Source organism: Pseudomonadota bacterium, from assembly GCA_022361155.1.
Lineage (GTDB): Bacteria > Myxococcota_A > Polyangia > Polyangiales > JAKSBK01 > JAKSBK01.
In genome coordinates this window covers 1-25,765 of sequence record JAKSBK010000151.1, presented here as the reverse complement: position 1 = coordinate 25,765, position 25,765 = coordinate 1, and the positions used below count along the sequence as shown (strand labels likewise).

Sequence of the window (25,765 nt, the reverse complement as noted above, 5' to 3'; positions counted from 1 at the left end):
CTCTGGCGCAGGCGGAGCGGCCGGACGAGCGACCCGTGACCGATCCATGACCGATCCATGACCGATTCATGACCGATCTAGCCGCGATAGCTCAGGGTCTGACCTTCGACGACGTGCTCCTCGTGCCGTGCTACAGCGATTTCGCGCCACGGGAAGCCGACGTCCGTTGCCGCTTCACGCGCGAGCTTCAGCTCAGCGTGCCCTTCGTCTCGAGCGCGATGGACACCGTGACCGAGTGGCGCGCCGCAGTGGCGATGGCCCGCGAGGGTGGCTTGGGCGTCCTGCATCGCAATCTCAGCCCGGCGGAACAGGCGCGGCAGGTACAGAAGGTCAAGCGTGCCGAGAGCGGCATGGTCGTCGACCCCGTGACCATCGGGCCGCAACAGACCCTGCACGAAGGGCTCGAGCTGATGCGCCGGCACAACATCTCAGGGCTGCCTGTGGTGGGAGACGACCGGCGGCCGGTAGGCATCTTGACGAGCCGCGACATCCGCTTCGAGCTGAATCTGTCGCAGCCCGTCGAACGCCTGATGACCCGCGAGCTGGTCAGCGTGCAGCCCAACGTGTCTCAGGCGGCGGCGCGCGAGCTGCTCCACGCCCATCGGATCGAGAAGCTGCCCGTGGTGGCCAAGGACGGCACGCTCATCGGCCTCATCACGTTCAAGGACCTCATGCAGGCGGAACGCTATCCGAGCGCCAGCAAGGACGAGCTTGGACGCCTTCGGGTAGGGGCCGCGCTGGGTGTGGGGTCCGACCGCGCCGAACGTGCCGAAGCCTTGGTCCAGGCCGGCGTAGACGTGCTGGTGATCGACACCGCGCACGGCCACTCGAAGAACGTGATCGACTCGGTGCGCGCGACCCGGGTCGAGCATCCCCGGCATCAGATCGTCGCCGGCAACGTGGGTACGGCGGAGGGTGCGCAAGCGATCATCGAAGCGGGCGCCGATGCAGTCAAGGTCGGCATCGGCCCAGGCTCGATTTGCACCACGCGTGTGATCGCGGGGGTCGGCGTGCCGCAGATTACCGCCATTCGCGATTGCGCCCGGGCGGCAGCCAAACACGATGTCCCCGTGATCGCCGACGGTGGCATCAAGTACTCGGGTGATAGCGTCAAGGCGATCGCGGCAGGCGCGCACACCGTGATGATCGGTTCCATGCTGGCGGGTACCGACGAGTCCCCCGGCGAGCTCGTGCTCTATCAAGGGCGGACCTACAAGAGCTACCGTGGCATGGGTTCGCTGGGAGCCATGAAAAAGGGCTCGAAGGATCGCTACGCGCAGGGGGACGTGGCCGACCCCGAAAAGCTCGTGCCCGAAGGCATCGAGGGCCGGGTGCCGCATCGGGGGCCCTTGTCGGCGGTGATCCACCAGCTGGTAGGTGGACTCAAAGCAGGCATGGGCTACACCGGTTGCCGCACGCTCGACGAGCTGCGTCAAAGGGCGCGGTTTCTGCGCCAGTCTCCGCAGGGCCTGCGCGAGAGCCATGTTCACGACGTGGTGGTGACCGAGGAAGCGCCCAACTACCGCCTTGAAAGGTCATGAGCCGATCGTCCGCTTCACACGGGCTCGTCCTGATCGTTGATTTCGGCTCCCAGTACACTCAGCTGATCGCGCGCCGCCTGCGCGAACAACACGTGTACTGCGAGATCCACCCCTGCACGTTGGACCCGGATCAGGCGCGCGACCTCAAGCCCCAGGCCATCATCCTGTCCGGCGGGCCTGCAAGCGTACTGGCACCGGGGGCGCCCTCACTGGACCCGCGCTTGCTGCTGCCCGGTGTGCCCATCCTGGGCATTTGCTACGGTATGCAGCTCATCTGCAAGCAGCTTGGCGGCACGGTCGAGGCATCCGGGCAAGCGGAGTACGGACCGGCTGCGCTGCGCGTGAGCCGGCCCAGGGGTATTTTTGGAGGCTTCGAGCCCGGCGACGCCCTCGACGTCTGGATGAGCCACGGTGATCGTGTGACAGCTCTGCCGCCGGATTTCCAGGCGCTCGCAAGCAGCCCTGGCAGCCCGTTTGCAGCGGTCGGGGATGCGGACGGGCGCATCTTCGGTGTCCAGTTTCACCCCGAGGTCAATCATACTGCTCGCGGCGACGAGATGCTGGCGGCCTTCCTGTTCGACGTGGCCCGGCTCGCACCCACCTGGACGTCCGGTGCCTTTGTCGAGAGCGCAGTGCAACGTATTCGCCGCCAGATCGGTGACGCAGGCGCAGTCTGCGGACTGTCCGGCGGAGTGGACTCCACCGTGGCCGCGGTGCTTGTGTCTCGAGCGATCGGCGAGCGTCTGACGTGCATCTTCGTGGACAACGGCCTGCTGCGCCACCATGAGGCCCACCGCATCGTGCACACCTTCAAGGACCACCTCAACCTGCGTGTAGAGCACGTGGACGCCGGCCAGCGTTTCTTGGACGCGTTGCGCGACGTCGGCGATCCCGAGAGCAAGCGCAAGATCATTGGACGGCTGTTCATCGAGGTGTTCGACGAGCAAGCCGGCAGGCTGGGCGGCGTGGATTTCCTGGTGCAGGGAACCCTGTACCCCGACGTCATCGAGAGCGTTCCCTTCGCCGGCGGGCCGAGCGCAATCATCAAGAGTCACCACAACGTGGGCGGTCTTCCCGAGCGCATGAAGCTCTCGCTGGTCGAGCCGCTCCGCGAGCTTTTCAAGGACGAGGTGCGTGAAGTCGGTGCGGCACTCGGACTGCCGCGGCAGCTGTTGTGGAGGCATCCCTTTCCAGGGCCCGGTCTGGCGGTTCGCTGCCTGGGACCGGTCAGCGAGGACAAGCTCCGCATCGTGCGCGACGCCGATGAGATCCTGGACGCGGAAATCCGCAAGGCCGGTCTGTACGACGAGCTGTGGCAGTCCTTTTGCGTGCTGCTGCCGGTGCGAAGCGTGGGCGTCATGGGAGACGACCGCACCTACGATTACATCATTGCCGTACGTGCGGTCACTTCCGACGATGCGATGACTGCAGACTGGGCCCGCCTGCCCGAGCATGTCCTTGCCCGGATCTCGACACGGATCATCAACGAGGTGAAGGGCTGCAATCGCGTAGTCTACGACATCTCCTCCAAGCCACCGTCCACCATCGAGTTCGAATGAGCAGATCGCCGAACGGAACTACGTGCTTGGCTCTGGCAGCAGCGCTGCTGGGCTCGTCTGTCTGCGCGGGCACGGCAAACGCGCAGGCGTTGTTCGACATGCCTTGGAGCGATTCGCCGCCGCGCTACGTACGCGCCGAGGATCGGCTTGTGACGGCGGCGCTCGGCAGGCCCAGGGCACACAGCCGCCGTTCGGAGGCCCGAGTGCTTTCTTCCCGAAAGCGGGCCGAGCGCCGCGCCAGACTGCAGCTTCATGCCTTCGTTGACCGGGTGCTTGCCAAGACAGGGGCGCCGCCCTGGGTGGCGAAGCGAGCGCAGGCGCTGATCGAAGCCAAGGCCCGTGTCGACGGGATGCGTCCCATGATCGACGGCAGCGTGGTCGTGCGGATCGTGCTTCCAGCAGCGACGCTGCGCCAGGTATGGGACGTGGCAGGTGTCCCGTGGCGGCGCTGACTGCGCCTGTGGCCTTTGGACTGCTTCTGCTGGCTGGCTGCTATCCGGTAGCTACCCTGCCCCCGCAGAAGGCGAAGCTGAAGGTCCTGGCCGAGCCGGCCCACACGCGCGTTTATGTTGCGAGTCGTTTCGTGGGCTCGGCTCGGGTTCTGGCGCTGCGCCCCAAGGCGCTGGCTCCCGGCATGCACTATCTCAGCTTCGAGGCGCCGGACCATTTCCCCCACGACCTGCGGGTGAAGCTGGTCCCTGGCACGACCACGATCCGCATCAAGCTGAGGCCGATCCCGCCTTAGAAACTATTCTACCAGGACCCGGTGCACGACCACGGCGTCTCCGTTCGGGTCTTGCGCCACGACCGACCCGGGTGAGCTGAAGTCGACGAAACGGACCGTGTTCTCGCGACCGGCGTACCACTGGCTGGCCCCCAGCGCCACGGCATCCCCGAGCGCATCGACGCGTACGACTCCCGAGGTCAGCGCTTGTCGTGCGCCAGCTGCGAACAGCGTCGGGCCGAGGACTTGATAAGTTCCATCGTGCATGGCCGGCCCCTCGAACAACACCACCACGCCGCCTCGACCGAGAAAGCCCGCAAGCGCATTGGCCCACAGTTGCTGAAGGCGCGCGAGCTCACGGTTGTTGGACATGCGCTCCACGCCGATACCGGCCTGGGGATAGACGACAAACACGTCGCTGTCAGCAAGCAGCCGGGTTATGGTGGCATCGCTGGCCTTGGTCCGTGTCCAGGCGCGCCCGTCGCGGCTAGCAACGAAATCGATCGCCTGACCGATGCCGGTGATCGAGTCCTCGTGCGCTGTGCCCTCGAACAGCAACGCGCGCACCCGCGCTCCTCGGGCCAGGAAAACCGCGTTGCCTGCCATGCGGCGCATCGTATCGTTTGCCTGCTTGAAGTCGTGTCCGATCACGACCAGATGGCCGGCTTGCTTGTCCTGACAGCTGGCGAGCTCACAGATCCCGCTGGCGCACACGTTGCCGCAGCTGCCGCAGTGGCTTCCGTGGGATTGGAGATCGACGCAGCTGCCGGCGCACTGAACCAGAGGAACCTCGCAGGCAGCATGACAGCGGCCGCCAACGCAGAATCCGCCTTCACTGCATTGCAAACCGCAAGAGCCGCAGTGGCTGGCATCGACCGTCACGTCGACGCACACGCCGTCGCATGCCATCAAGCCGATCGGGCAGCCTGGAGGCGTGGCATCCGGCCTGCCGGCGAGGCCCGCGTCCATACCGGCCAAGCCGGCCACGCCCGTGCTCCCGGCTGCGCCCGCGGCGCCGGCCATGCCCGCTGCGCCCGCGCTGCCGCCAACGCCTGCGCTCCCGGCAGCACCTGTCACGCCCGCCCAGCCGCTGCCCGCGCCGCCACCCATGCCACCGCTGCCGGCAGCCTGCGTGCCTGGCACGCACCTGCCCAGCGAGCAGATGTGGGAGTCGATGCAACGGAGGCCACAGCGGCCGCAGTTGTGCGCGTCGGCGCTCAGGTCGACACAATGGGTGCCGCATTCGGCAAAATCCTCGCGGCAGCTACCTCCGACGATGGGACTCGAGCACGCCGCGCCAATCGTGGCCAGAGCGATGCAGTACGCGAACAAGCGCGCGGCCCCGAAGCGAACCAGGGTCACGGCAACCTCGGCTTTGACCGATCGGACAGCGCTTGGGCCTCACGAGCCTCGGTTCGTTCGCCAGTCCGGGCCTGCGCTGCCAGCTCGGCCGTCGGGGGCATCGATGGCTGCATCGATGGTTGCACCGACGGGTGCACCGACGGGTGCCGGGTCACCACGACGAACTCTACGCGACGGTTGCGCTGGTGCGCGTCCGGGTACCTTCCGGTATCCGTAAGCTGGCTTCTGCCGAACCCCACGGCTTCGAGAAGCTCGCCGTCGATGCCATGCTCGATGAGCGCCTTGCGCACGTTGTGAGCCCGGCGAGTGCTGAGCCACATGTTGAACTCGTCGCTGCCGCGTATGTCGGTATGACCCTCGATACGCATGCGCCTCCATTCCGCGTGTTGCCGAACGAGACCGGCGATCGCTTCGACGATGGGACGCGCAACGCGCTTGACTCTGGCACGCGAGAAGTCGAACAGGACGCACTCGTCCAAGACGATGCGGTCATCGATCATTTGAATCACGCCCTGATCCGGGCAGCCGTCCTGATCGTCGATGCCGTTGATCACCTCCGCGCGGTTCGGGCATGCGTCCTGCGCGTCGGCTATCCCATCGGCGTCGTTGTCGGGGTCGAGGCAGCCATCGTCGTCCTGAAAACCGTCCAGGTCCTCTGGCTCCAAGGGGCAGCGGGATTTGATGTCCGCAATGCCGTCGTTGTCGTTGTCGGGATCGGGACAGCCATCCTCGTCCTGAAACCTATCCAGGTCCTCGGGCTCGAGCGGACACAGATCTTCGGAATCGACGATCCCGTCCCCGTCGAGGTCCACACTTGAAGCCGACGTCGGCTGCAACAGGTCGCGACGCACATCAAGGGCGAGCAGCTCCACCCCCAACACAAGCAAGCGCCCGTCTCGAGTGTCGAAATTGCTGCCTGGCTGCACGATCTGAACGTAGCGAACCGTTGGCGCCAGCCTCAGCCTGCCGAGCGTCAAACCGTAGCCCATGCCCAGCTCGAGCTGCGTGCGCACCAGGTCGCCGGTCAACGCCCCCCCGGCGCCGAGCTCGACGAAGGGGCCTCGCGACCGCTCACCAGTACCCGCACCTGCGAGCGGATGCAGGCGGACCAACCCGCTGAGCGTAGCAAAGGACCCGATCCCTGGATCGCTGCGACCGCGATCGAGCGGTGCCTCGCCATCGAGCAGCAACCCGCCCCGCAGCCTGGCGCCGATCAGCAGCGAGCGCACCGGCGCGATCAGGAGCGTGCCGGACAGGGAACCCCCAAGGCCAAACAGATCAAGCTGGGGCTGAGGGCTCGATGCAGCGTTCACGATCGGCACGAGCCCGTTTGCCTCGACGGCGACAAACGGCTGAGCCCGGACGAGCGCCGGAATGGCCACGAGCACAACGACGCACGACCATGCACCTGATCGCCTGTAGCCCACGCGACCGAAGAACGACCGCCGGCCCCATTGATGAAGGCCCCGCGAAAGGCCCGACGGGCCGGCGGAACACCGTGGCCGGACCGAACGCCCCAGCGAACGGCTACCCCCGTGAGCGGTTGCTCACACGACGCTACACGGCGGATCGGATCGATTTCGTACGCTTGCCGCGTGCCGACGCAGCGATGTAGGCTCGGAGCATGCAGCAGGTGCGACTCGCGGACCTCGCCCGCGGCAAGATCGCCGTTGGTGAGGTCGTCTGTATCCAGGGATGGGTCCGCACCAAGCGAGAGTCCAAGGCGGGCGTGGCCTTCGTGCACGTTTTCGATGGAAGCTGGGTTGACGCCTACCAGGTAGTCGTTTCCCGCGAGCTACCCAATTTCGATTCCAGCGTCGCATGTCTGAGCAGCGGCTGCGCAGTGCGCATCGTGGGCACGCACCAGCTATCGCAGGGCAAGGGCCAGCAGACCGAGGTGCTCGCCCATCGCGTGGAAGTGGTGGGTTGGGTGGACCATCCCGACACCTACCCCGTCGCCCCAAAACGCCACTCCATGGAGTACCTGCGCCAGATCGCTCACCTGCGGCCGCGCACCAACACCTTTGCTGCGATCGCGCGGCTGCGCCACGAGCTGACCCAAGCGGTTCACCGCTTCTTCTGCAAAAACCACTTTGTGTGGGTCAACACGCCTATCATCACGACCAGTGACTGCGAAGGCGCGGGCGAGGCCTTTACGGTGACGACCCTAGACCCGGACACAGCCGCCCGGGACTCGCAGGGCAAGGTGGACTTCAGGCACGATTTCTTCCATCGCAAGGCGTTTCTGACCGTGTCCGGTCAGCTCGGCTTGGAGGCTTACTGCCAAGGGATGGGGCGCGTCTATAGCTTCGGGCCGACCTTCCGCGCGGAAAACTCCAACACTTCCAGACACCTGGCGGAATTCTGGATGATCGAGCCCGAGATCGCCTTCTGCGATCTGCATCAGAACGCGGACTGGGCGGAGGCCTTCCTCAAGTATGTCTTTCGCGAGGCACTCGATCGATGCGACGAAGACATGCGGTTCTTCGCGAAGCACTTCGATAAGCACAGCATCGACAGGCTCGAGCAAGTCGTAGAGCAGCCCTTCGTCCGCATGGACTATACGGAAGCCATCCACCTGTTAGAGAGGGCACCGCGCCAGTTCACCTTTCCGGTCGCTTGGGGCGTCAACCTGCAGTCGGAGCACGAACGCTACCTCACCGAACAGGTGGTCAAGCGGCCGCTGGTAGTCATGAACTACCCCCGCGAAATCAAGCCGTTCTACATGCGCGTCAACGATGACGGCAAGACCCTGGCCGCCATGGACGTATTGGTGCCTGGAATCGGAGAGATCATCGGCGGAAGCCAGCGCGAGGAGCGCCTCGAGGAGCTGGACACCCGCATGGCGGAGCTCGGCCTGGATGCAGAGGATTACGCCTGGTACCGTGACCTGCGTCGTTACGGTACCGTGCCCCACGCGGGTTTCGGGTTGGGGCTGGAGCGGGCTCTGCTCTACCTTAGCGGCATGGACAACATCCGGGATGTGATTCCGTTTCCACGCACGCCCGGTTCGGCGGCTTTCTAGCGAGCTCTTGGGTGCCATGACGAGACCTACGAATCCGGATGCAGTCGATGGCGCCGTACCGGACCTCGGGTCGGACCTGGTCGCCTCGACGGACCCCACGGGCGTGGTGGCCAACCACTTCCTGAGTGTGATTCGGGACCATGTGACGTGGCGGACCCGAGCTCTATCCGAAGCGCTCGCTCGCGAGCACGCAATGGACCCAGCGTCGGAAGATCCAGCGAACAAAGTCCTGCAAACCCGAGTATTTCGGGCCTACCGGCTCACGATGAACGCAGTGGATCCCGCGGTCATCCCGGCCCTGGCTGGGCTGGCCTACCGCCACCCCCTGGATGCCTTCTTCCGGGCCATGGGCGGCGTGCTCGAGCAACTATCCGAGCCGGCCTACAGGGCGTTTCAGCAGCTGATGTGGGGAGGCTGCAGGATCCCGCTGCTGCGAGGCTGTGCTGAGCTGCGTTTCGAGGTGCAGACCAATCCGAGCACGCGCGCAGACCACTTCCGGGTGTACGGCCGTGGCAACGACGAAACGTCCGCTACGTACGAAGCCTGGCATGCGACCAAGCACGGACGCCACATCGTCCAGTTGATGACTTCATGCGGACTCGCCGCCTCGGGTCAGCTGCCGCGCGGGTGGCTCGGTTACGCCGACGCGCTCGTCAATCAGGCTCTCGCCCCGCCCAAGCCCTCGGGTGCCCTCGACGAGCCCGGACTGCCCTGGTGGCGACCGGGCTAGCCCGAGGGGACCCCCAGGTGCTTCAGATGCTGGTCGATCAAGGCGGCCACGAGCGCGAGGTCGGGAGCAAGCAAAGCGTCACCGAGGGCCATGGCCAGTTGAGCACGCACCGGCGCGAGATCGCTCGGCATCACTTCGCGCATGGCGAGTGTGTCAGCGTCGATGCGTGACGCGATCCGCTGCAGCGCCCGCGCCGCAGCAGTGGCCACCTCGGCATCCCGCCCGCGCAGCATGACCACCAGGGGCTCGAGCGCCCACTCGGGCGCACGCATCCAGGCCGCGGCGCGTATCGCTGCCAGACGCTCGGGAGCATTTGCATCGAGGGCCAGGGCGTTCAGCACGGCGCGGTCTCCCAGCACGTCGACCCGCCGCGCCAGCTCGAGAGGATTCTCGTCAACGACGGCGGCAAACCCTTGCGCCCGACCCTGGTGGGAGTGGCGCTTTGGCTCGCTGGCCCTGCCGGACGAAGCAAAACACCCGGCGAGCCCGACACCCAGGACAAGCGCCCATCTACCTGCCAGCATGCCGTTCCCTGGAGCGCCAGCCGGTTTGAATCCTATACAATCCTACGCCTTTCTTCCCATCCCCGGCTTACCTCTCGTCCCATCCCCGGCTTACCTCCTCGCTCCCCACTGCGGCGTAGCGCTGCCACGCCTCGTTCCAGGGCTGCGGGGTACGGGGGCGCTCGGGTCCGAAACGAAATGCTTGGACTCCACCACGTATTTCAAACCGGTCGGCGCTCTAGGAAATGCGACAAGAGTCGGTTGACTGGACGCGCGTTGGGTCCTGAGAATACGCGACGCGTGCTTTCAGTCTAGTAAATGTCCCCAGCCTCGTTAGACTGGTGTCAGGAGAACCCAACGATGACAAAGCCTTGGGGAGCCGCGTTGCTCACGCTGGGCAGTCTATGGGTCGCTGCGCCGGTCGTCGCGCAAAAGACCGACGACGAGCGCGCACGGCTGCACTTCGAAGCCGGCCGCTCGTACTACGAACAGGCTCACTACGAGCAGGCCGCGAACGAGTTCGCCCAAGCCTACGCGCTGTCCAAACGCGCCCTGCTCCTGATCAACCTATCCATGGCCTACGAGAGAGCGCTGCGCTTCGACGATGCCATCAACGCGATCCAACGCTTCTTGGCGGTGGAGCCGAGCTCTGACCAACGCCGCAGCCTCGAACAGCGTGTGTCGCGGCTCAAGGCGCTCAAGGCGAAGCTTCGCCCCGAGCAACCCGCGCCCGGCGCAGCCCCGCCAGCTCCAGCCCCGATTGCCGGCCCGAGGAATGCGCCGCCGGTCCCGGTGCCTGCGGCGCCCCCTGGTTCGAGCGCAGCCTGGCGGCCTGCCGCAACCGCGCCGCAGCCCGCCGCCCAGCCGCAGCCCGCCGCCCAGCCGCAGCCCGCAACCGCGCCGCAGCCGGCTACCCGACCGCCAACCCTGGCGCACCCCGCTCGGACGGCCACGGCGCCCCCGCCCGCTGCGCCCGCCGAGGGAACGCTCTTTCCGCCAGGCGACCCGAGCGGACCCCCGGCCCGCGCCGGCCTGTCGGTTCCCGGTCTAGCGCTCGCGATAGGAGGCGGCGCATTGCTGGCGGCATCGCTCGTCACCGGGCTCGTTGCCCACGGCAAGCACGGTACGCTGGAAGAGAGCTGCCCGGCGGGAGTGTGCCCGGAGCGTTTTCAAAGCGATATCGACAGGGGCAAGTCCCTGGCGCTCGTCTCCACGGTGACCATGTTCTCGGGTCTGGCGGCGGGTGTTGCGGGAGCCGCGCTGCTGGTGCTGGATCGACCCAGCCAGGAACACGCCGGCAAACACAAGCGGATGGCTTTGGTGCCAGCCTCGGGTGGGCTCGTGGGCGCGAGCCTGAGGGTGACCTTTTGACACGGCCGCCACCGACCCTTGGACGCTCGGAGGCAACGCGCACACGCCTGGTAGGTGCTCTCGTGTTCGTGACGCTGGGCGTTGTTCCGGCAGCGTCCTGCATCTGGCTTGACGACTTCGACGAGTTTCGCACTTCCAGGGTGCCTGACGCCTGGACCTGCAGGGAGCACTTCTACGACGAACGCCATGCAAGCGGCCAGAGCACGCCGGTCAACTGCGACTGCGGCTGCGGAGCCCCCGATCCGGACTGCGCCGGCGAGGGCTGCCAGGCGCCGGGCTGCCATGCGAGCGCGTGCGAAAGCTGCTTCATCGATGGCCCCACGCAAGTGCTTTGCGGCATGAACAACGTGCCGTGGGCCTGCCCCTTGATCCGCTACGGGGACGGTTTCTGCGACTGTGGCTGCGGAAGCCCCGACCCCGACTGCGCCGGCGCGGGCTGCGCGCAGGCGGGTTGCCAGGACACCGATGGCTGCTCCGCTTGCACCAACCAGCAAGGCCGCCAGGTCGTGTGCGGCACCGCCAGCACGTGGTGGGATTGCGACGACCAGCTCTACGCAGAGGCGACCCGGATGCCGAGCACGACGCCCGCATGCAACTGCGGCTGCAGCAGCATCGATCCCGACTGCGGGCAAGGTGGTTGCGCCGAGGCGGGATGCCAACAGGATGCCTGCGATACCTGTGTCTCTTCAGGCCTGCTGGACGTCGATTGCGTGGATGCGAAGCCACCCGCGGGTTGGAGCTGCCCGCCCATCGCTTGGGCGGACGATCGCTGCGACTGCGGCTGCGGAGTAGAGGACTTCGACTGCAGGGGCAGGCTTGGCTGTACCACGCGCGACTGCATGGGGTCCGGGTGCGATTTCACCTGGAGTGCCCAGGGTGGCTAGAGGCATGGACGAGCACGCGACGCATAAGGTGCGTGACCCGACGCCTTGGGGGCACGAGGTAGAGCGCTGGCTGCGCAGCGCCGCAACGGTACTGGCGTGCACGCTTGCGCTGGCTGCCATGTGGCAGTCACGCTCCGCTAGCGCACAGCCGGCCGCCAAGATGGCGCCGGTGAGCTTCGATGAAGCGGCTGCCATGCTGCACGCCTCGGACCCCGAGACGGTCCAGGCCGGCATCGAGACCTTGGGTGTCATGGGATCGAGGGCGGCGGTCGCGCCGCTAAGCGCTCGCATCCGCGACGGCTTGCCCGCGAGCCTGCTCGCAATTGCAGTCGACACGCTCATGGTCTTGGGTCGGCCCCAGGCTGGACCCGTGCTGTTCGAGCTCACCCGTCACCGGCGTCCGGAAATCCGGGAGAAGGCTCTGGTCGCGATCGGTACCTGCCGGCCCAGAGGGGCGGCCGAGAAGGTCGCCCGTGCTTTGACCGATCCCGACGGCGCGGTGCGTGCCGCAGCCGCGCAAACCTTGGCGGAGCTGGGTGCCCGAGACTCCATCGAAGCGCTTTTTCTGGCCTTCGATCGCGGGGTCGTCGGCTCGGAGACCGCCCTGGGCAAGCTCCTCGGACCAGGCGAGGTGCGACGGTTGCTCGGCTACCTGGGCAAGGCGCCGCTGAACCTGGTGGGGCCGGCAGTGATGAAACTGCTAGAGCGGCAGGACATGCCGCAAGCAAAGAAACTGGAGATCATCTCGGCACTGCAGGAGCTGCGAACGCCTCAAGCAAGAAGCTACCTCGAGACCTTTGCCGCGTCGCCTGGGTCGCGCAAGGGCTCGCTGCGCAAGGCTGCCTTGCGTGCGGCGCAGCAGATCGCACCTTAGGGCCCGCGGAAGAATAACTCATCCATCTCACCGGTTCCGACCACCGCCGGCCATGTTGCGCCTCCTCGAAATATCCCCAATATTCCTCGTCGTTGCGCCTTGCCAACGGCGCCCGGCCCTCGGCGATACAGACGAGTTATTCTTCCGTGGGCCCTTAGCTCCAAGGCTCCGCCTAACCATGTCACCTCGCTCTCCTCATGCGCTGCTGCTGGCTCTGGTCGTGCTCGCTCCGGCTTGCGGTGATCCAGCCCGCAATGCCTTCTCCGTTCACTACCCCGACAACGAGCCGGAAGCGATCCAGGCCCTGTTTCAGAGGCTCGCCGTGGCTCCGGCGCAGTCCCCGCAGTCCAGTGCGGTTGGCGTGACTCCGGCGCCGCAGCGCCTGTTCGTGTACGACCTTGCGACGCAACGGCTGCGCTGGCAGCAGCCGTGCAGCCCCAGGTACCGGCCGCTGCTCGCCGGCAGCACGGTGCTGACTCAGGAAGCAGACGGGATCGTGGGCCGTGATCTTGCTTCCGGCCGCACAGTGTTCGCGCTGCCCGATCAACGGCGCACGCTGATCGGTGCCGACGGTGAGGGCGATTCGCTTGTCTTCACGTTGAGCAGCGGTGGCACTTCGCGCGCCCATTCCACGGTGGTTGCCGTGCGTGCAGGCAACGTGGCGTGGCGAAGGCAGCTGGATGCACCGGCAGGCGCTCCGGCGCTCGTCGGCGACGTCGTGCTCGTTCCATGGAGCACGCAGTTCATCAGCGCCCTGCACTCCATCACGGGCACGGAGTTCGCGCGGCTCCGGGTCACCGACGATGTGGTTGGGCACGTGTTCCGCGATGGCCAACACATCTACGCAGGCCAGTCGAACCTGTTTCGCGTCAGCGCCGCGCTCGCCTCCGGGCTTGCCTCGAAGGCAGGGCGCTACACCCCAGTGCGGCGCGTGACCCTGCCTGGCAGTCCAGGACTGTTGCCGCCCGTCTACGCAGACCTGGAGTCGCGGGCGCTCAAGAGCGCCACGCACCGGATCCGGCTGAGTCTCAGACCCACTGTACGCGAAATGCGAGTCCACCCCGAAGGCGACCGGCTCTACCTGACCTTCTATCGCGTAGCCCTGGCCTTGGACGCCAGCAGTTATGCCGTGCAGTGGGCGAGACTGCTGCCGCGTGACGTGGTGGGGGCCCGCGCAGTGCGGACGGGTCTTCTGATCGCGGATCAGCAGGGTACGCTGACCTTGCTCGACGCGGCCGGCGGAGAGCAGCTGTGGACGGCACAAGCGGGCGTACCCAGTCTCGTTACCCAATTGTACGTATCGCAGCCACCTTCGGCGCGGGTTGCGAACCATGCGCCGGGCGACGGCCTCGACGCGATCGTCGAGGTCATCGGTGACCACGATGCTCGGCTCGTTCCAGTGCAGCTGCTGGTCGCCAAAGGACTCGCAAAGATGCCCGGCCCGCTGGTGACCAAGCGATTGATAGGGCTTTGCGACGACCGGCTGCTTGCCAAAGGGGTCCGTGGCGCAGCCTGTAGCGCGCTAGCAGCCCGAAAAAACGGCAAAGATCACGTGCTCGCCGCTTTGGGTCGCTACGCCAACTACCTGACCAAGACCCGGCCCCCGCCAGTGAAGTCGCTCGCCCTGGCGGCCAAGACGATGAACCTAGGCGCAGCAGCCCCGATGCTGATCGAGCATCTCAACGATCCGGCCACACCCGCCGACGCGCTGGCCACCATCGTGACCTCGCTGGCGGCGCTTGGGGGGCCCGGCGCGGTGCCATCCTTGACGCGGTTTCTGCGCGCGTACCATGCCGATTCCGCCGACGAGCATCTCGTGCAGGCCGTGGGTGCCGCCGCCAAAGCCCTGGCCACGATCCAAGGTGAGCAGGCTCGTCCTTTGCTCGAGAAGATCGCGAACGACGCCCTGACAACCCCTGGTGTCGACGAGCGCATCCGGCTGGCCCTCGACTTGCTCGATGCCGGGCGGCAGGCAAAGCAGCAGAGGGAACGCGAAGGCGAAATTGCCCGCGGCGATCCAGACCAGACGCAGTCGCTCTCGCCGCAGTCGCTCTCGCCGCAGTCCTCGCGATCGTCCGACGTCCCCGACCGGCTGACGCCGGATGTCGTGGAGCAGACTCTCGGTCCCGTCAAGCGCCAGATGCGTGCCTGTCTGCGTACAGTCGATCCCCCGCAGTACTTCGCGAGATTGGTTCTGGTAGTCGAAGACGGCCTGCTGATGTCGGTGTCCGTGGTGCCCGAATCGCTGCGAAGCTGTATCGAGCCCCTCGTGCGCGCGCAGACCTTCCCTGTCACCCGCAGCATGAAACGGGAACACGTGACCTACAACGTGCGGTTCTAGTCTCCTCCAGCCGCCTGACCTCTATCGCCCCCCACGGCCGGTCCGGCGCCGTCCGCCGCGTCCTCTTCCTCGAAATGGGACCTGCCATTGCTGCATCGTCGCCCTCGCATCCGGCATCAGGTTGATGACCGACGCGGGCTAAAGTAGCGCGGCCCGGCCGTCGTCAAGAGTAGTTAAGCCAGAGATTCTCGAGATCGCCGAGCTGGTTCGTCAGATGCGAGTCGCATCAGCGCAGTGGGCTCCTAAAGCGCCATGTCCATCCGACTCAAGATCACAGGAGCTTTCCTCTCGCTGCTGGTAGTCATCAGTGTGTTTGCCTACCGCTCCCTGCACCCCCAGACCAAGGAGCTGCGCGAGAGTCTGTTCACGCTTGCCAAGGTCACGGCTGGTTTCGTCGCCGAGAATCTGGATGCGGCCGTCGAGTTCCAAGACGCCGAGCTGATCAGGGCCGCGATCGAGCAAGCCATGGAACTGCGCGACTGCCGCTACGTAGCGGTCAGCAATGCGAGCGGCAAGGTGCTGGCCGAGTCGGGTAACCCGCCTCCGGAGCTGGATCGGCTCCCCATGAAGGGGCAGGCCACCGAGCTGCTCGAGCGGCATGTTGTCGTCCGTCAGGCTATCGCCTCCGGCATGCACCCGATCGGTCATGTGCTGCTCGCCATGAGCCTCGATCGCGTCTTCATCGAGTCGAAGCGGCAGATGCACATGCTGTGGGTCGAAGTACTCGCGATCGGTCTTGTGGCGCTGCTGGTCACGTTTGTGCTCACCCGCTACGTGGTGCGACCCATCACGGAGATCTCTCGCGGCGTCAAACGGGTCACGGACGGCGACCTCGACTGCGATGTCGCGGTCTCCACCCGCGATGAGATCGGCAGGCTTGCCGCCGACATCAACCAGATGATCGAGGGCCTGCGCAAGTACTCGCAGGAGAACGCGCTCGAGCGCTGGACCAAGACGGGAGCCGCCGAGCTGCAGGAAGCCATGCGCGGAGAGCAAGACATCGCGGCACTGGCCCGCCGGGTCGTGAGCTACCTGGCCAAGTACCTGAATGCCCCGGTCGGTGCCCTCTACGTCGCCAAGCAAGACGGATCTTTGCAGCTCGCTGGCAGCCATGCCTACACGCAACGTAAGCACTTGAGCAACCGCTACCAGCCCGGAGAGGGTCTTGTAGGACAGGCGGCTCTCGAAAAGGAGCGCATCGTGGTGAGCGAGGTACCGGATGACTACGTCGTGGTGCGCTCCGGTTTGGGGCAGAGCCCTCCTCGGCATCTCGTGGTCACACCCTTGCTGCACAACGAGGCCGTGAAAGGCGTTCTGGAGTTGGCTGCCTTCGAGCCCTTCAGCGAGGCGCAGCTCGAGCTCTTGAGCTCGGTCTCCGAAAGCGTCGCCATCGCGCTCGGCTCTGCGCAGGCGCGCCAACAGATGCAGGAATTGCTCGACGAGACGCAACGGCAGGCCGGCGAGCTCCAGGGACAGCAGCACAACCTCGAAGCCGCGAACGAGACCCTCGAAGAGCAGACCAAGGCACTGAAGGAGTCCGAGGACAGCTTGAAGGTGCAGAGCGAGGAGTTGCAGGCAGCGAACCAGGAGCTCGAGGAAAAGACCGACTCCCTGGAGAGGCAGCGTGCTGCCATGGCCAAGCAAAACGCCGAGCTTGAAGCCGCCAAGACGGTCACGGAGCAAAAGGCTCGCGAGCTCGAGCTAGCCAACACATACAAGTCCGAGTTCTTGGCCAACATGTCGCACGAGCTGCGCACCCCCCTGAACAGTCTGCTGATCCTGTCCAGATCGCGGGCAGACAACGAGCATGGCAACCTCAGCGAGGAGCAAGTCAAGGCGGCCGAGATCATCCATCACGGTGGGGAGGATCTGCTTTCGCTCATCAACGACATCCTCGACCTGTCCAAGGTGGAAGCCGGCATGCTGGAAGTCGACGTTCAGCCAACCGAGATCGCCGGCATTCTCCATGGACTCAAGGACCAGTTCGAGGCCCACGCGCAGGTCAAAGGCCTGAAGTTCTTGATCGAACATGCCGACGATCTGCCCGGGTTCATCTCCACAGACATCCACCGCGTCCGGCAGGTGCTCAAGAACCTGCTCTCGAATGCGCTCAAGTTCACCGAGCAAGGATCGGTCACGCTGACGGTGCACGCACCGGCGAAGGACACGGTCTTGCGCAACCCCAAGCTGAGATCGGTCGGGGCCGTTGGCTTCTCTGTCCGAGACACGGGCCCGGGGATCCCCAGGGATCGCCAGGAATCCATTTTCGATGCCTTTTGTCAGGCCGACGGAAGCACCAGCCGCCAGTACGGAGGCACCGGCCTGGGTCTATCGATCTCACGCCAGCTCGCTCTCCTGCTGGGTGGCGAGATGCAGCTTCAAAGCGAGCTGGGCAAGGGAAGCACCTTTACGCTCTATCTTCCCGCCGGGGGCTCATTGCCGCCAGGGCGGAAGTCGATGCCGGTCGGCCACGCCATGAGCGTTTCCGCGTCGGCTCGGGGCGCGCCTTCGAGCACAGGCGCAAGTACTGCTGCCTCGAGGCGCAACGGATCCTCGCCGGCCTCTTCCGTTGCCGCGCCGGCCAAGGAGAGCGCGAGGCACAAGGGAAACTCGAAGCGACCCTCTGCTCGCGGGGAGGCAGCTGCCAGGGCTACTCCCGCGCCCGTGAGCGCGCTCAGCACCTGCGGGGCCGGCTTTGTCAAGGACGACCGGAACCGGATCGCCCGAGGCGACAAGGTCGCTCTCGTAGTCGAGGACGACCCAAGCTTCGCGCAGGCGCTGGTCGAGCTCACCCGCAGCCGGGGATACAGGTGCGTGGCGGCCCCCGACGGCGCGAGCGCCCTGCAGCTTGCGTTGGGTATGAGACCCACCGTGATTCTGCTTGACCTGGGCCTGCCGGATATCCCAGGTGCCCGAGTGCTCGACCAGCTCAAGTACGACCCCAGGCCCCGCCATATTCCGGTACACGTCCTGTCGGGCAGGGACGCAGGCGATCTGGCACGTAGCCATGGCGCGGTGGGCTTCCTGCGCAAGCCGGCCAGCGCCGACGCCATACGAGCCGCCCTCGGCAGTATCGAGGAGTACCTCTCCGAAGATGCCCGCCACGTGCTCGTGATCGAGTCCCAGGACCATGGCGGCCGGTCTCTGGTTCCGCTGCTCGAAAACCGGCAAACCGAAGTGCAGCTGGCCTCTACGGCAGGACAGGCCCTCGGCATGTGCGCCGCTCGACGCTGCCACTGCATCGTGGTGAACACCTCGGATCCACGACAGACAGCAAGGGCACTGCTGGACGAGCACGCTCGAGGCCACCTCGATCCTCTGCCCCCGGTGATCGTCCATTCGAGCTCCCCCTTGCCCCCAGCGCTGGCACGCCGGCTGCGACGCCGGGTCCGCGCAGTTGTCAAGCAGGCTCCCACGAAGGAGCGCGTGCTCGAGCAAACCACGCTCTTCTTGCACTCTGTCGATGCCTCGCTGACTTCCGAGCAGCAGCAGATCATACGCATGCTGCATGACCCTGACGAAATGCTCCAGGGACGGCAGCTGCTGCTGGTCGACGACGACATGCGCAATACCTTCGCGCTTTCTCGCGTCCTGCGCCAGCACGGCCTGCACGTACTCATGGCCGACAACGGCCGGATGGCGCTCGAGAAGCTCGCGCACGAAAACGACATCGAACTGGTACTGATGGACATCATGATGCCCGTGATGGATGGCTTCGAAGCCATGCGCCGCATCCGCGCTCAAGAACGTTTTGCCGAGCTTCCCATCATCGCGCTCACGGCCAAGGCCATGCTCGAAGATCGAGCCAAGTGCCTCGACGCCGGCGCCAACGACTACATGACGAAACCCGTCGATATCGACAGGCTGCTGTCGCTGCTGCGTATTTGGCTCTTCAAGGCGTCGTGAGACACGCGAAGCTACAGGACCTCGAGCTGGACCTCTTGCTGCACGGGATAGCCGAACGCTATGGCTACGATTTCCGCCGCTATGCCCGTAGCTCCCTGAAACGGCGCGTGGCGCACCGCATGGCGGAGTCGGGCGTGGACACGGTCTCGGAGCTTCTGGCCAGGATGCTGCGAGACGAGGAGCTCTTTGCCGCGTTCCTGCATGACATGTCGATCAACGTGACCGCCATGTTCCGCAACCCGCCGTTCTACCGAGCCCTGCGCGAGGCCGTGGTTCCCTTTCTTCGAGAGCTTCCGGTGGTGAAAGTCTGGCACGCCGGTTGCGCAACCGGCCAGGAGGCCTTCTCCATGGCGATCTTGCTGCACGAAGCAGGTTGCCTGGACCGCTGCCGTCTCTACGCCACCGACTACAATTCCATCTCCCTTGCCACGGCCGAAGACGGCATTCTTCCGCTGCACCATCTCCGCGGGTACGCCACCAACTACTACCGTTCCGGCGGTTTGGCCCCGTTTTCGAGCTATGTCCATGCCCAGTACGGCCGCGCTCGGATCTCCAGCTTTCTTCGTCGGTCGATCAAGTTCTCCCACCATAACCTCGTACGCGATCGGAGCTTCCTGACGGCCGACCTGATCCTGTGTCGCAACGTCCTCATCTACTTTGATGCCAAGCTTCAATTACAGACGCTCGACCTCTTCGCATCGAGCCTTGCGCCCGGCGGCTTTCTCTGCCTTGGAAGCAGGGAGATGCTGGGCGCTCCCTTGAGCCAACGCGGGTTCACAACCGTCGATTCCTCCCTGCGGATCTTTCGCAAGAACAACGCTGACTCCCCGCAGCACGACTACCCTGCCATCGGCGAGTCCGCACGATGAAAGGCTCTGCCTTGCCGCGGGCTTCCGCCTCCAACGTGTTGGGCCGAGATCGACACGAATCCCCTGTCAAAGTCCTGGCGGTCGACGATCGGTCCGAGAACCTATTCACGATCCAGACCACCCTGAAGAGGCTGCCCGTCGAAGTGGTAACAGCGGACTCAGGAGAAGCGGCTTTGCGCGCGACGCTGCGCCACGAATTTGCCGTGGTGCTGCTCGATGTGCAGATGCCGGGCATGGACGGTTTCGAGCTTGCGCAGTTCCTTCGCGAAAATGAAGAGACACGCTATCTGCCCATTATCTTCCTAACGGCCATAAGCAAGGAAAAGAGGTACTTGTTCCGTGGCTACGAGGCCGGCGCCGTGGACTACCTGTTCAAGCCCCTCGACCTGGAGATACTGGTCTCCAAGGTTGCTGTTTTTGCCGAGCTCCATCGCGGTCGCGTGCATCTAGCGCAGACGGTCGAGAAGTTGAAGCTCGAGATGGACCGGCGCGAGCGGATCGAAACCGAGCTGCGGCTCGCCCAAAAACTGGAGAGCATCGGCCAGCTTGCTGCCGGTGTCGCCCATGAGGTCAATACGCCCGCGCAGTACGTCGGCGACAATCTCGCATTCATATTGGAGTCCCTTCAAGACCTCGAAGAGGTCTTCACAGCAACGGAATGCCTGAAGAAGCAGGCCGACACGGTCGACGGCCTGGCTGAGGCACGCCAGGCACTTCAGCGAGCCGAGGACAGTATTCAGCTCAAATACCTGCGCTCCGAGCTACCGCGAGCCGCAGAGCAGGCCAAGGAGGGCGTCGAGCACATCGCCAAAATAGTAAGAACGATGAAGAGCTTCTCTCATGTCGGCCAAGAGGAAAAGGTCCCGAGCGATCTAAACGAGGCGATAGAGGCCACGATCGCGGTCAGCCGCAACGAGTGGAAATTCGTGGCCGAGATGGAGACCGAGCTCGATCCGTGCCTGCCCATGGTCCCCTGCGTTCTGAGCGAGATCAACCAAGTGGTCCTGAATCTGATCGTCAATGCGGCACACGCGGTGGCCGATGTGGTCGGCGATGGCTCGAGCGCCCGGGGAACGATCTGCGTGACCACTTCCAGCCTGCAGGACAGCGTCGAGATTCGAGTTCAAGACACGGGTGCAGGCATTCCACGGGAAGTGCAGGAACGCATATTCGATCCTTTCTTCACCACCAAGGAGGTAGGCCGCGGCACCGGACAAGGACTCGCCATCTGCCGCAGCGTGGTCGTGGACAGGCACAACGGCTCCCTGGAGTTCGAGACACGGAAGGGCGAAGGGACCACGTTCGTGGTCCGGCTGCCGCTGCGCGACGTCCAGCCCACAGCCATCCTCGATGGCCAGCCACCTGAGGCATTGTGAGCGGCTTGAAAGGACAGCTTGCACTCCGGCTCTGTCGCCTCGCGAGCGAGCACGTACTCGAGCGTCGAGCGGGAGCCAGCGACAGCTGGTTCGGCGGCTCGTTCGCGCTGCGGGCCAAAAGAGCAGGCGCCCAAATCGCCCGCTTCAGATCCGCCCAGCCTGGCCGTTGTAACCCCGCGGGGCGACAACTGCACACCGGCTCAACGCCACCAACCCGTTCCGGGGGCCAGAGGGAGAATCGTGCCCACACCAGCCCCCGGTCAGCATGGCGACGCCCCCCCCCGCGTCCTCATAGTGGACGACGACGAGATGCTGCACACGGTCTTCCGCAGGGTGCTGGGAACGACCGAGATCCAAGCGGGACCGCACCAAGCCAGCTTCGAGCTGGTTTCCGCCTACGACGCGCAGGGTGGTCTAGACGAGGTGAAGCAAGCGGTCCACAAGGGCAGACCCTTCAGGGTGGCCTTCGTCGATTACGACTTCCCCGGGGGCCCTACGGGGATCGAGATCATCCCCGAGCTGTGGCGGCACGACCCCGCGCTCGAAGTAGTGCTTTGCAGTTCCTTTGCCCCGGAGATCGAGACCGCCCTGCAGGCTGCCGTCTCGCAGTCGAGCCAACTGCTGATCCTCAAGAAGCCCTTCGAGCCCGTCGAAGTCCGCTACTTGGCGCGCACACTATCGGATAAGTGGGCGCTTCGGCTCCAGGCTGCCCGGAGAATCGACACCCTGGAGCAAGGCCTCCGCGAGCGATACCAGGAGCTGCAAGCGACCTACGGCGCCCTCAAGGCAGAGGTCGCCAAGCGCCAGGCCTGCCAGCTCGAGCTGCTGCAGGCGCAAAAGCTACGGGCGATCGGCCAATTGGCCGCGGGAATCGCCCATGAGCTCAACACGCCCATGCAGTACATATCCAGCAACCTGGAGTTCCTTGGCGATGCCTTTCGCACGCTCAGCCTGGCCCTCGGCAACTCGAGCACCTGCGTGGCCGAAGGCGACGAGCTCGAGTACCTGCGAGCAGAGATACCCATGGCGCTCGAGCAAGCCCAATGGGGCGTGCGGCAGGCGAGCGCCACGGTGGCAACGGTGCGAGAGCTCGCTCGCCCCGGAAATCAGGAACGCTGCCCGGCAGATGTCAATGCGCTGGTCAAGACCAGCATCGAGTTGAGCCGCTGCCACTGGCAGGACGTGGCCGACGTACAGCTGAGCCTCTGCGAACCGCTGCCGCCTGCGTCTGCCGAGCCTGCTCAGCTCGTGCAGGCGTTGCTGAATCTGCTGACCAACTCGGCGCAGGCCCTCTCCGAGCGGAGGCCTCGTGGGTCCGCTGGCAAGGGCCGGATTCTCGTCGAGACGGAGTCCTGCGAAGCGTGGGTGCACGTACGCATCCGGGACGACGGTCCAGGAATTCCAGAGAACATTCGAGAGCGGGTCTTCGAGCCCTTCTTCACCACCAAGGAAGTGGGTCAAGGCATTGGCCAGGGGCTGGCGGTGACGTACTGGATCATAGTGCAGCGTCACCGCGGGCGCCTGGCCTTCAAGTGCGACGCCAACCGGGGCACCACGTTCACGATCCAGCTCCCCCTCGCGGGCAAACCCTTGAGCCCCCGAGCAGCCGGAGCCGGGGGCACGGCACCGAGTCTGTCATAACCAGCAGCCCAAGGGCCCGTAGTACGAGCTGGTCAATCGTAGCGCTCGGTGTGAATCCAGCGCCGCTCGTAGCCGAGTTGGTTCTTGAGGATCCGCCGCACCTCGGTGACCATTCTCGACAGGCCGCAGACGTACACGTGGGGTCTTCCCAGCGGGGCGAGCACGTCGGCCAGGTGATGCTGAACGTAGCCTGCGCGCCCCTTCCAGTTGGACCCTGCCTGTGAGAGTGTGACCTCGTAGCAGAACCGCGAGTGCTTCTCGGCCCACTGGCGCAGTTGATTCTCCCACAGCACATCCTGTTCACTCCGGCAGCCAAACAGCAAAGCCAAGTCGTCTACGCCGTCCCGAGCGAGTTCCTGTTGCAACATCGCGCGCAAGGGAGCCAGCCCCGTGCCTGTGCCGATAAACAGCGCGCTTCCCTCGGGCGCGGGCTCCCGGGTGAAGAAGCCGTGGGGACCGTGGATCTCGAGCCGCTTGCCCAGAGGCAGCTCGTGCAGGACACAGGAAGCAGGCCCACCTCGCACGCGGGTCACGGCGATCTCGATCTGCGCCGGGCGCTCGAGGTCCGGAGCGGAGCACAGCGAATAGGCCCGGGTCAGGGTCTGGCCGTCGACCGGTACTTCCAGATTGACCCACTGGCCCGCCAAGAAAGCGAAAGGCCGGTCGTCGACGCAGCTCAAGCCGAGCTGACGCACATCAGGCGATAGCTTGCGCGCCCTAACCAGCTCGACCTGTCGCCGCTCAACCACCAGACGCTCCCACACCATGCAAGCGTTCAGGCCCCAGATGATGGGCTTTCAGGGATGATGTACTTTTAAATCGGGCGCAAGGGAAGCTCTGTACCAGCAGTATTGCTCGTCGTCGTGCCTTTGCCAGCTGCGGCCGGCCCTCGCCGATCCGAAGAAGTATGGACGCGTCCCACGCTGTCACTACACTCCGCGCTGAGATGCCCAACAGGATGTCAGGGCGAGCGCCGCTCCGCACGGGTGGCGGGAAACTGTCTCGGCATGGGGTGCTCCGCTGGCCAGGGCACTCACCGGTGTCGCTACGCGTTGCTGGCCGTTTCGCTCTCGCCATGCTTTTCGGGGCCGCACTGACCTCGCCGGGCTGCAGCCGTCGTACGCCACCCCGCTTCGTGGGGCAGTCACCTCTGCTTACGAGCGACAACCCGCAGGCGGAAGCCGAGCTGCGTGAAGCTCGGACCTTCGCCGAACAGGGCGACATCGAACAGGCAGCGACTCGCTACGAAGCCTTTCTTGCCATGCGCTCCGATGATCCCCTGGCTGCCATAGCACGGCTCGAGCTTGGCAGGATCCGTCTTGATGCCGGAGACCTCGATGCGGCCCTGACACTGTTCGAGCAGGTGGCAGATCACACGGACGTGGCCTTGGCGGAGCACGCCCGCTTCAACCTGGGGCTGACGCTGCATGCGGCGCAGGAGTACGAAAGCGCCGTGCGCTTCCTGTCGCCGTTCGTGGGGCGCACCATCGACCCGGTAGAGACCGCCAAGCTGCTGTGGTCGCTTCCGGACGCATTGGTGAAGCTGGAACGCCACATGGACGCGCTGACTGTACTGCACAGGGCCGAAGATGCTCCGCTCGCCGAGCAAGATCGAGAGCGCGTGCGCGCACGCGTCGCAAAGCTGGTGCACCACGAAGCCGGCGGCGACCAGATCCAGCGGGCTTACCGCGAGCTGGAGCACCGGGGCGAAGTGTGGGGTCAGGTAGCCCGGCGAGCCCTCAGAGACGCCGATGCCATGGGTGATCTCACGCGTGTGCGCGCCGTTCTGGCCGAGCTCGAGCATCGAGGTTTCGAGCTCGACGATGAACTGCAGGCCGTTGCGGCGCGTGCCGAGCGCGCAACGGACGTGGACATGCGCAGCGTCGGAGTCATCCTGACCCTGAGCGGCCGGGCCAGGGAGCTCGGACAGCTTGCCCTGCACGGCATCATGCTCGCGGCTGGCTTGCCACCGAGGGGTCCCTTGCCTGCAAACGCTCCGGTGGTGGTTTTTCGAGATGACGGGGGGGATCCGGCGCGCGCGACGGCCGCCGTGGACGAGCTGGCTCGGATGCATCGCGTCGCAGCCATCATCGGCCCCATCGACGCGAGAGCAGCCGAAGCGGCGGCCAAGCGAGCACACGAGCTCGGCGTGCCGATGATCACGCTCAGCCAGGCCCCTCGGTTGACGCAGACGGGGCCCATGATTTTTCGCCTGTTTGCGACGCCACAGGGAGAGGTCGAGCAATTGCTGCGCTTTGCGCGCGCTCGGGGCTACACCCGATTCGCGGTAATGTACCCGGCCAGTGGCTACGGCGAGGTCATGGCGAGTGCGTTCGCTTTAGGCGTGCGATCCGCGGGCGGCGAGCTGGTGGCAAGAATCGACTATCCACCCGAGGCAACTTCGTTTGGAACGCTGGTAGGCGAGCTGCGCGGCCAGCGCTTTGACGCGCTGTTCTTGCCGGACACAGCCCACCGACTGGCCCTCATAGCTCCCGCACTCGCGGCTGCAGGACTGTGGCCCACCGCGCCGGGAAACGCCGCGCCGAAGGGAGCTCGCTCGGTCCAGCTGCTGGCCCCGAGTGTCGGCTTCGATCACGAGCTCGCGCGCACGACCTCCCGCTACCTCCAGGGCAGCGTGTTCTCGACGCTGTTCGATCCGCGCACGGGCGCCGCTGCGGCGCAGGCTTTCGCGGCTCGCTTTCGGACGCAGTTCGGTGTTCCGGCGAACGCCTTTGCTGCCTTTGCGTACGACGCGTTCCAGTTCATCCGCAGCGCCGTGAAGGACGGAGCCGGCACGCGGTTCGCGCTACGCCAGCACCTGACCACACTAAGGGCCCGTGCGGCAGCGGGACCCAGCCCGGGGTTCGACGACAACCGCGAACCCTCCCGCGCCAGCTACCTCGTGCAGCTCCGGGGCCAGCACTTCACGCGCCTGAACCCTCCCTACCGTTAGAAGCGTTAGCCAAACGAAGCCGAGAACATGATTCCCGCGTCCGGTCAACCGGCCGAGCGTTGGTGGCACCGGAACTCGTTGCGGCTCAGTCCTGCAGGCCGAGCTG

Annotated in this window: 19 protein-coding genes; 15 read left to right on the top strand and 4 right to left on the bottom strand. The window is 65.5% G+C overall.

Annotated features, from left to right (window positions below):
• Positions 1–68: 68 nt before the first annotated feature.
• From guaB to MJD61_05340, 4 genes are read left to right on the top strand one after another with little or no spacing between them, the layout of a single operon-like run.
• Complete coding sequence (guaB, locus tag MJD61_05355) at positions 69–1,541, top strand: IMP dehydrogenase (protein ID MCG8554704.1); 1,473 nt, start codon at positions 69–71, stop codon at positions 1,539–1,541.
• Positions 1,538–3,100, top strand: a complete 1,563-nt coding sequence (gene guaA / locus MJD61_05350) for a glutamine-hydrolyzing GMP synthase (GenBank protein MCG8554703.1) — start codon at positions 1,538–1,540, stop codon at positions 3,098–3,100. Before guaB ends, guaA begins: the two co-directional genes overlap by 4 nt.
• Positions 3,097–3,552, top strand: a complete 456-nt coding sequence (locus MJD61_05345) for a hypothetical protein (protein ID MCG8554702.1) — start codon at positions 3,097–3,099, stop codon at positions 3,550–3,552. Before guaA ends, MJD61_05345 begins: the two co-directional genes overlap by 4 nt.
• Positions 3,540–3,845 (top strand): hypothetical protein, encoded by a 306-nt coding sequence (locus MJD61_05340; protein ID MCG8554701.1) that lies wholly within the window; start codon positions 3,540–3,542, stop codon positions 3,843–3,845. The genes MJD61_05345 and MJD61_05340 overlap by 13 nt, the downstream gene beginning before the upstream one ends.
• Before the next feature lie 3 nt (positions 3,846–3,848).
• Here MJD61_05340 and MJD61_05335 read toward each other — a convergent pair whose 3' ends face one another.
• Both MJD61_05335 and MJD61_05330 read right to left on the bottom strand, forming a co-directional pair.
• The gene (locus MJD61_05335) at positions 3,849–5,186 is read right to left on the bottom strand and encodes a hypothetical protein (protein ID MCG8554700.1); all 1,338 of its coding nucleotides are present in this window, start codon (positions 5,184–5,186) and stop codon (positions 3,849–3,851) included.
• Positions 5,183–6,613, bottom strand: coding sequence for an OmpA family protein (locus MJD61_05330; GenBank protein ID MCG8554699.1), 1,431 nt, complete (start codon positions 6,611–6,613; stop codon positions 5,183–5,185). Before MJD61_05330 ends, MJD61_05335 begins: the two co-directional genes overlap by 4 nt.
• Positions 6,614–6,810: 197 nt before the next feature.
• Between MJD61_05330 and asnS the strand changes: the two genes are divergently transcribed.
• Complete coding sequence (asnS, locus tag MJD61_05325) at positions 6,811–8,211, top strand: asparagine--tRNA ligase (GenBank protein MCG8554698.1); 1,401 nt, start codon at positions 6,811–6,813, stop codon at positions 8,209–8,211.
• A 16-nt stretch (positions 8,212–8,227) separates the two neighbouring features.
• The gene (locus tag MJD61_05320) at positions 8,228–8,941 is read left to right on the top strand and encodes a hypothetical protein (GenBank protein MCG8554697.1); all 714 of its coding nucleotides are present in this window, start codon (positions 8,228–8,230) and stop codon (positions 8,939–8,941) included.
• Here MJD61_05320 and MJD61_05315 read toward each other — a convergent pair.
• A complete protein-coding gene (locus tag MJD61_05315; GenBank protein MCG8554696.1) occupies positions 8,938–9,465 on the bottom strand; it encodes a hypothetical protein in 528 nt (175 codons plus the stop codon). The genes MJD61_05320 and MJD61_05315 overlap by 4 nt on opposite strands.
• Positions 9,466–9,804: 339 nt before the next feature.
• Between MJD61_05315 and MJD61_05310 the strand changes: the two genes are divergently transcribed.
• The 8 genes from MJD61_05310 to MJD61_05275 all read left to right on the top strand — a co-directional run bounded on the left by MJD61_05310 (position 9,805) and on the right by MJD61_05275 (position 22,706).
• Positions 9,805–10,815 (top strand): tetratricopeptide repeat protein, encoded by a 1,011-nt coding sequence (locus tag MJD61_05310; protein MCG8554695.1) that lies wholly within the window; start codon positions 9,805–9,807, stop codon positions 10,813–10,815.
• Between the two features lie 68 nt (positions 10,816–10,883).
• Complete coding sequence (locus MJD61_05305; protein MCG8554694.1) at positions 10,884–11,699, top strand: hypothetical protein; 816 nt, start codon at positions 10,884–10,886, stop codon at positions 11,697–11,699.
• The gene (locus MJD61_05300) at positions 11,692–12,573 is read left to right on the top strand and encodes a HEAT repeat domain-containing protein (protein ID MCG8554693.1); all 882 of its coding nucleotides are present in this window, start codon (positions 11,692–11,694) and stop codon (positions 12,571–12,573) included. Before MJD61_05305 ends, MJD61_05300 begins: the two co-directional genes overlap by 8 nt.
• A gap of 178 nt (positions 12,574–12,751) precedes the next feature.
• Entirely contained in the window at positions 12,752–14,914 is a 2,163-nt protein-coding gene (locus MJD61_05295) for a PQQ-like beta-propeller repeat protein (protein MCG8554692.1), read from the top strand.
• A gap of 252 nt (positions 14,915–15,166) precedes the next feature.
• Entirely contained in the window at positions 15,167–18,820 is a 3,654-nt protein-coding gene (locus MJD61_05290; protein ID MCG8554691.1) for a response regulator, read from the top strand.
• On the top strand, positions 18,817–19,689 hold the full coding sequence (locus MJD61_05285) for a protein-glutamate O-methyltransferase CheR (GenBank protein ID MCG8554690.1): 873 nt from the start codon (positions 18,817–18,819) through the stop codon (positions 19,687–19,689). Before MJD61_05290 ends, MJD61_05285 begins: the two co-directional genes overlap by 4 nt.
• Positions 19,686–21,065 (top strand): response regulator, encoded by a 1,380-nt coding sequence (locus MJD61_05280; GenBank protein ID MCG8554689.1) that lies wholly within the window; start codon positions 19,686–19,688, stop codon positions 21,063–21,065. Before MJD61_05285 ends, MJD61_05280 begins: the two co-directional genes overlap by 4 nt.
• 240 nt (positions 21,066–21,305) lie before the next feature.
• Entirely contained in the window at positions 21,306–22,706 is a 1,401-nt protein-coding gene (locus MJD61_05275) for an ATP-binding protein (GenBank protein MCG8554688.1), read from the top strand.
• 32 nt (positions 22,707–22,738) lie between these two features.
• Here MJD61_05275 and MJD61_05270 read toward each other — a convergent pair whose 3' ends face one another.
• Positions 22,739–23,455: an FAD-dependent oxidoreductase gene (locus MJD61_05270; protein ID MCG8554687.1), complete on the bottom strand. Its 717-nt coding sequence runs from the start codon at positions 23,453–23,455 to the stop codon at positions 22,739–22,741.
• Between the two features lie 290 nt (positions 23,456–23,745).
• Between MJD61_05270 and MJD61_05265 the strand changes: the two genes are divergently transcribed.
• On the top strand, positions 23,746–25,659 hold the full coding sequence (locus tag MJD61_05265) for a tetratricopeptide repeat protein (protein ID MCG8554686.1): 1,914 nt from the start codon (positions 23,746–23,748) through the stop codon (positions 25,657–25,659).
• Positions 25,660–25,765: the final 106 nt, after the last annotated feature.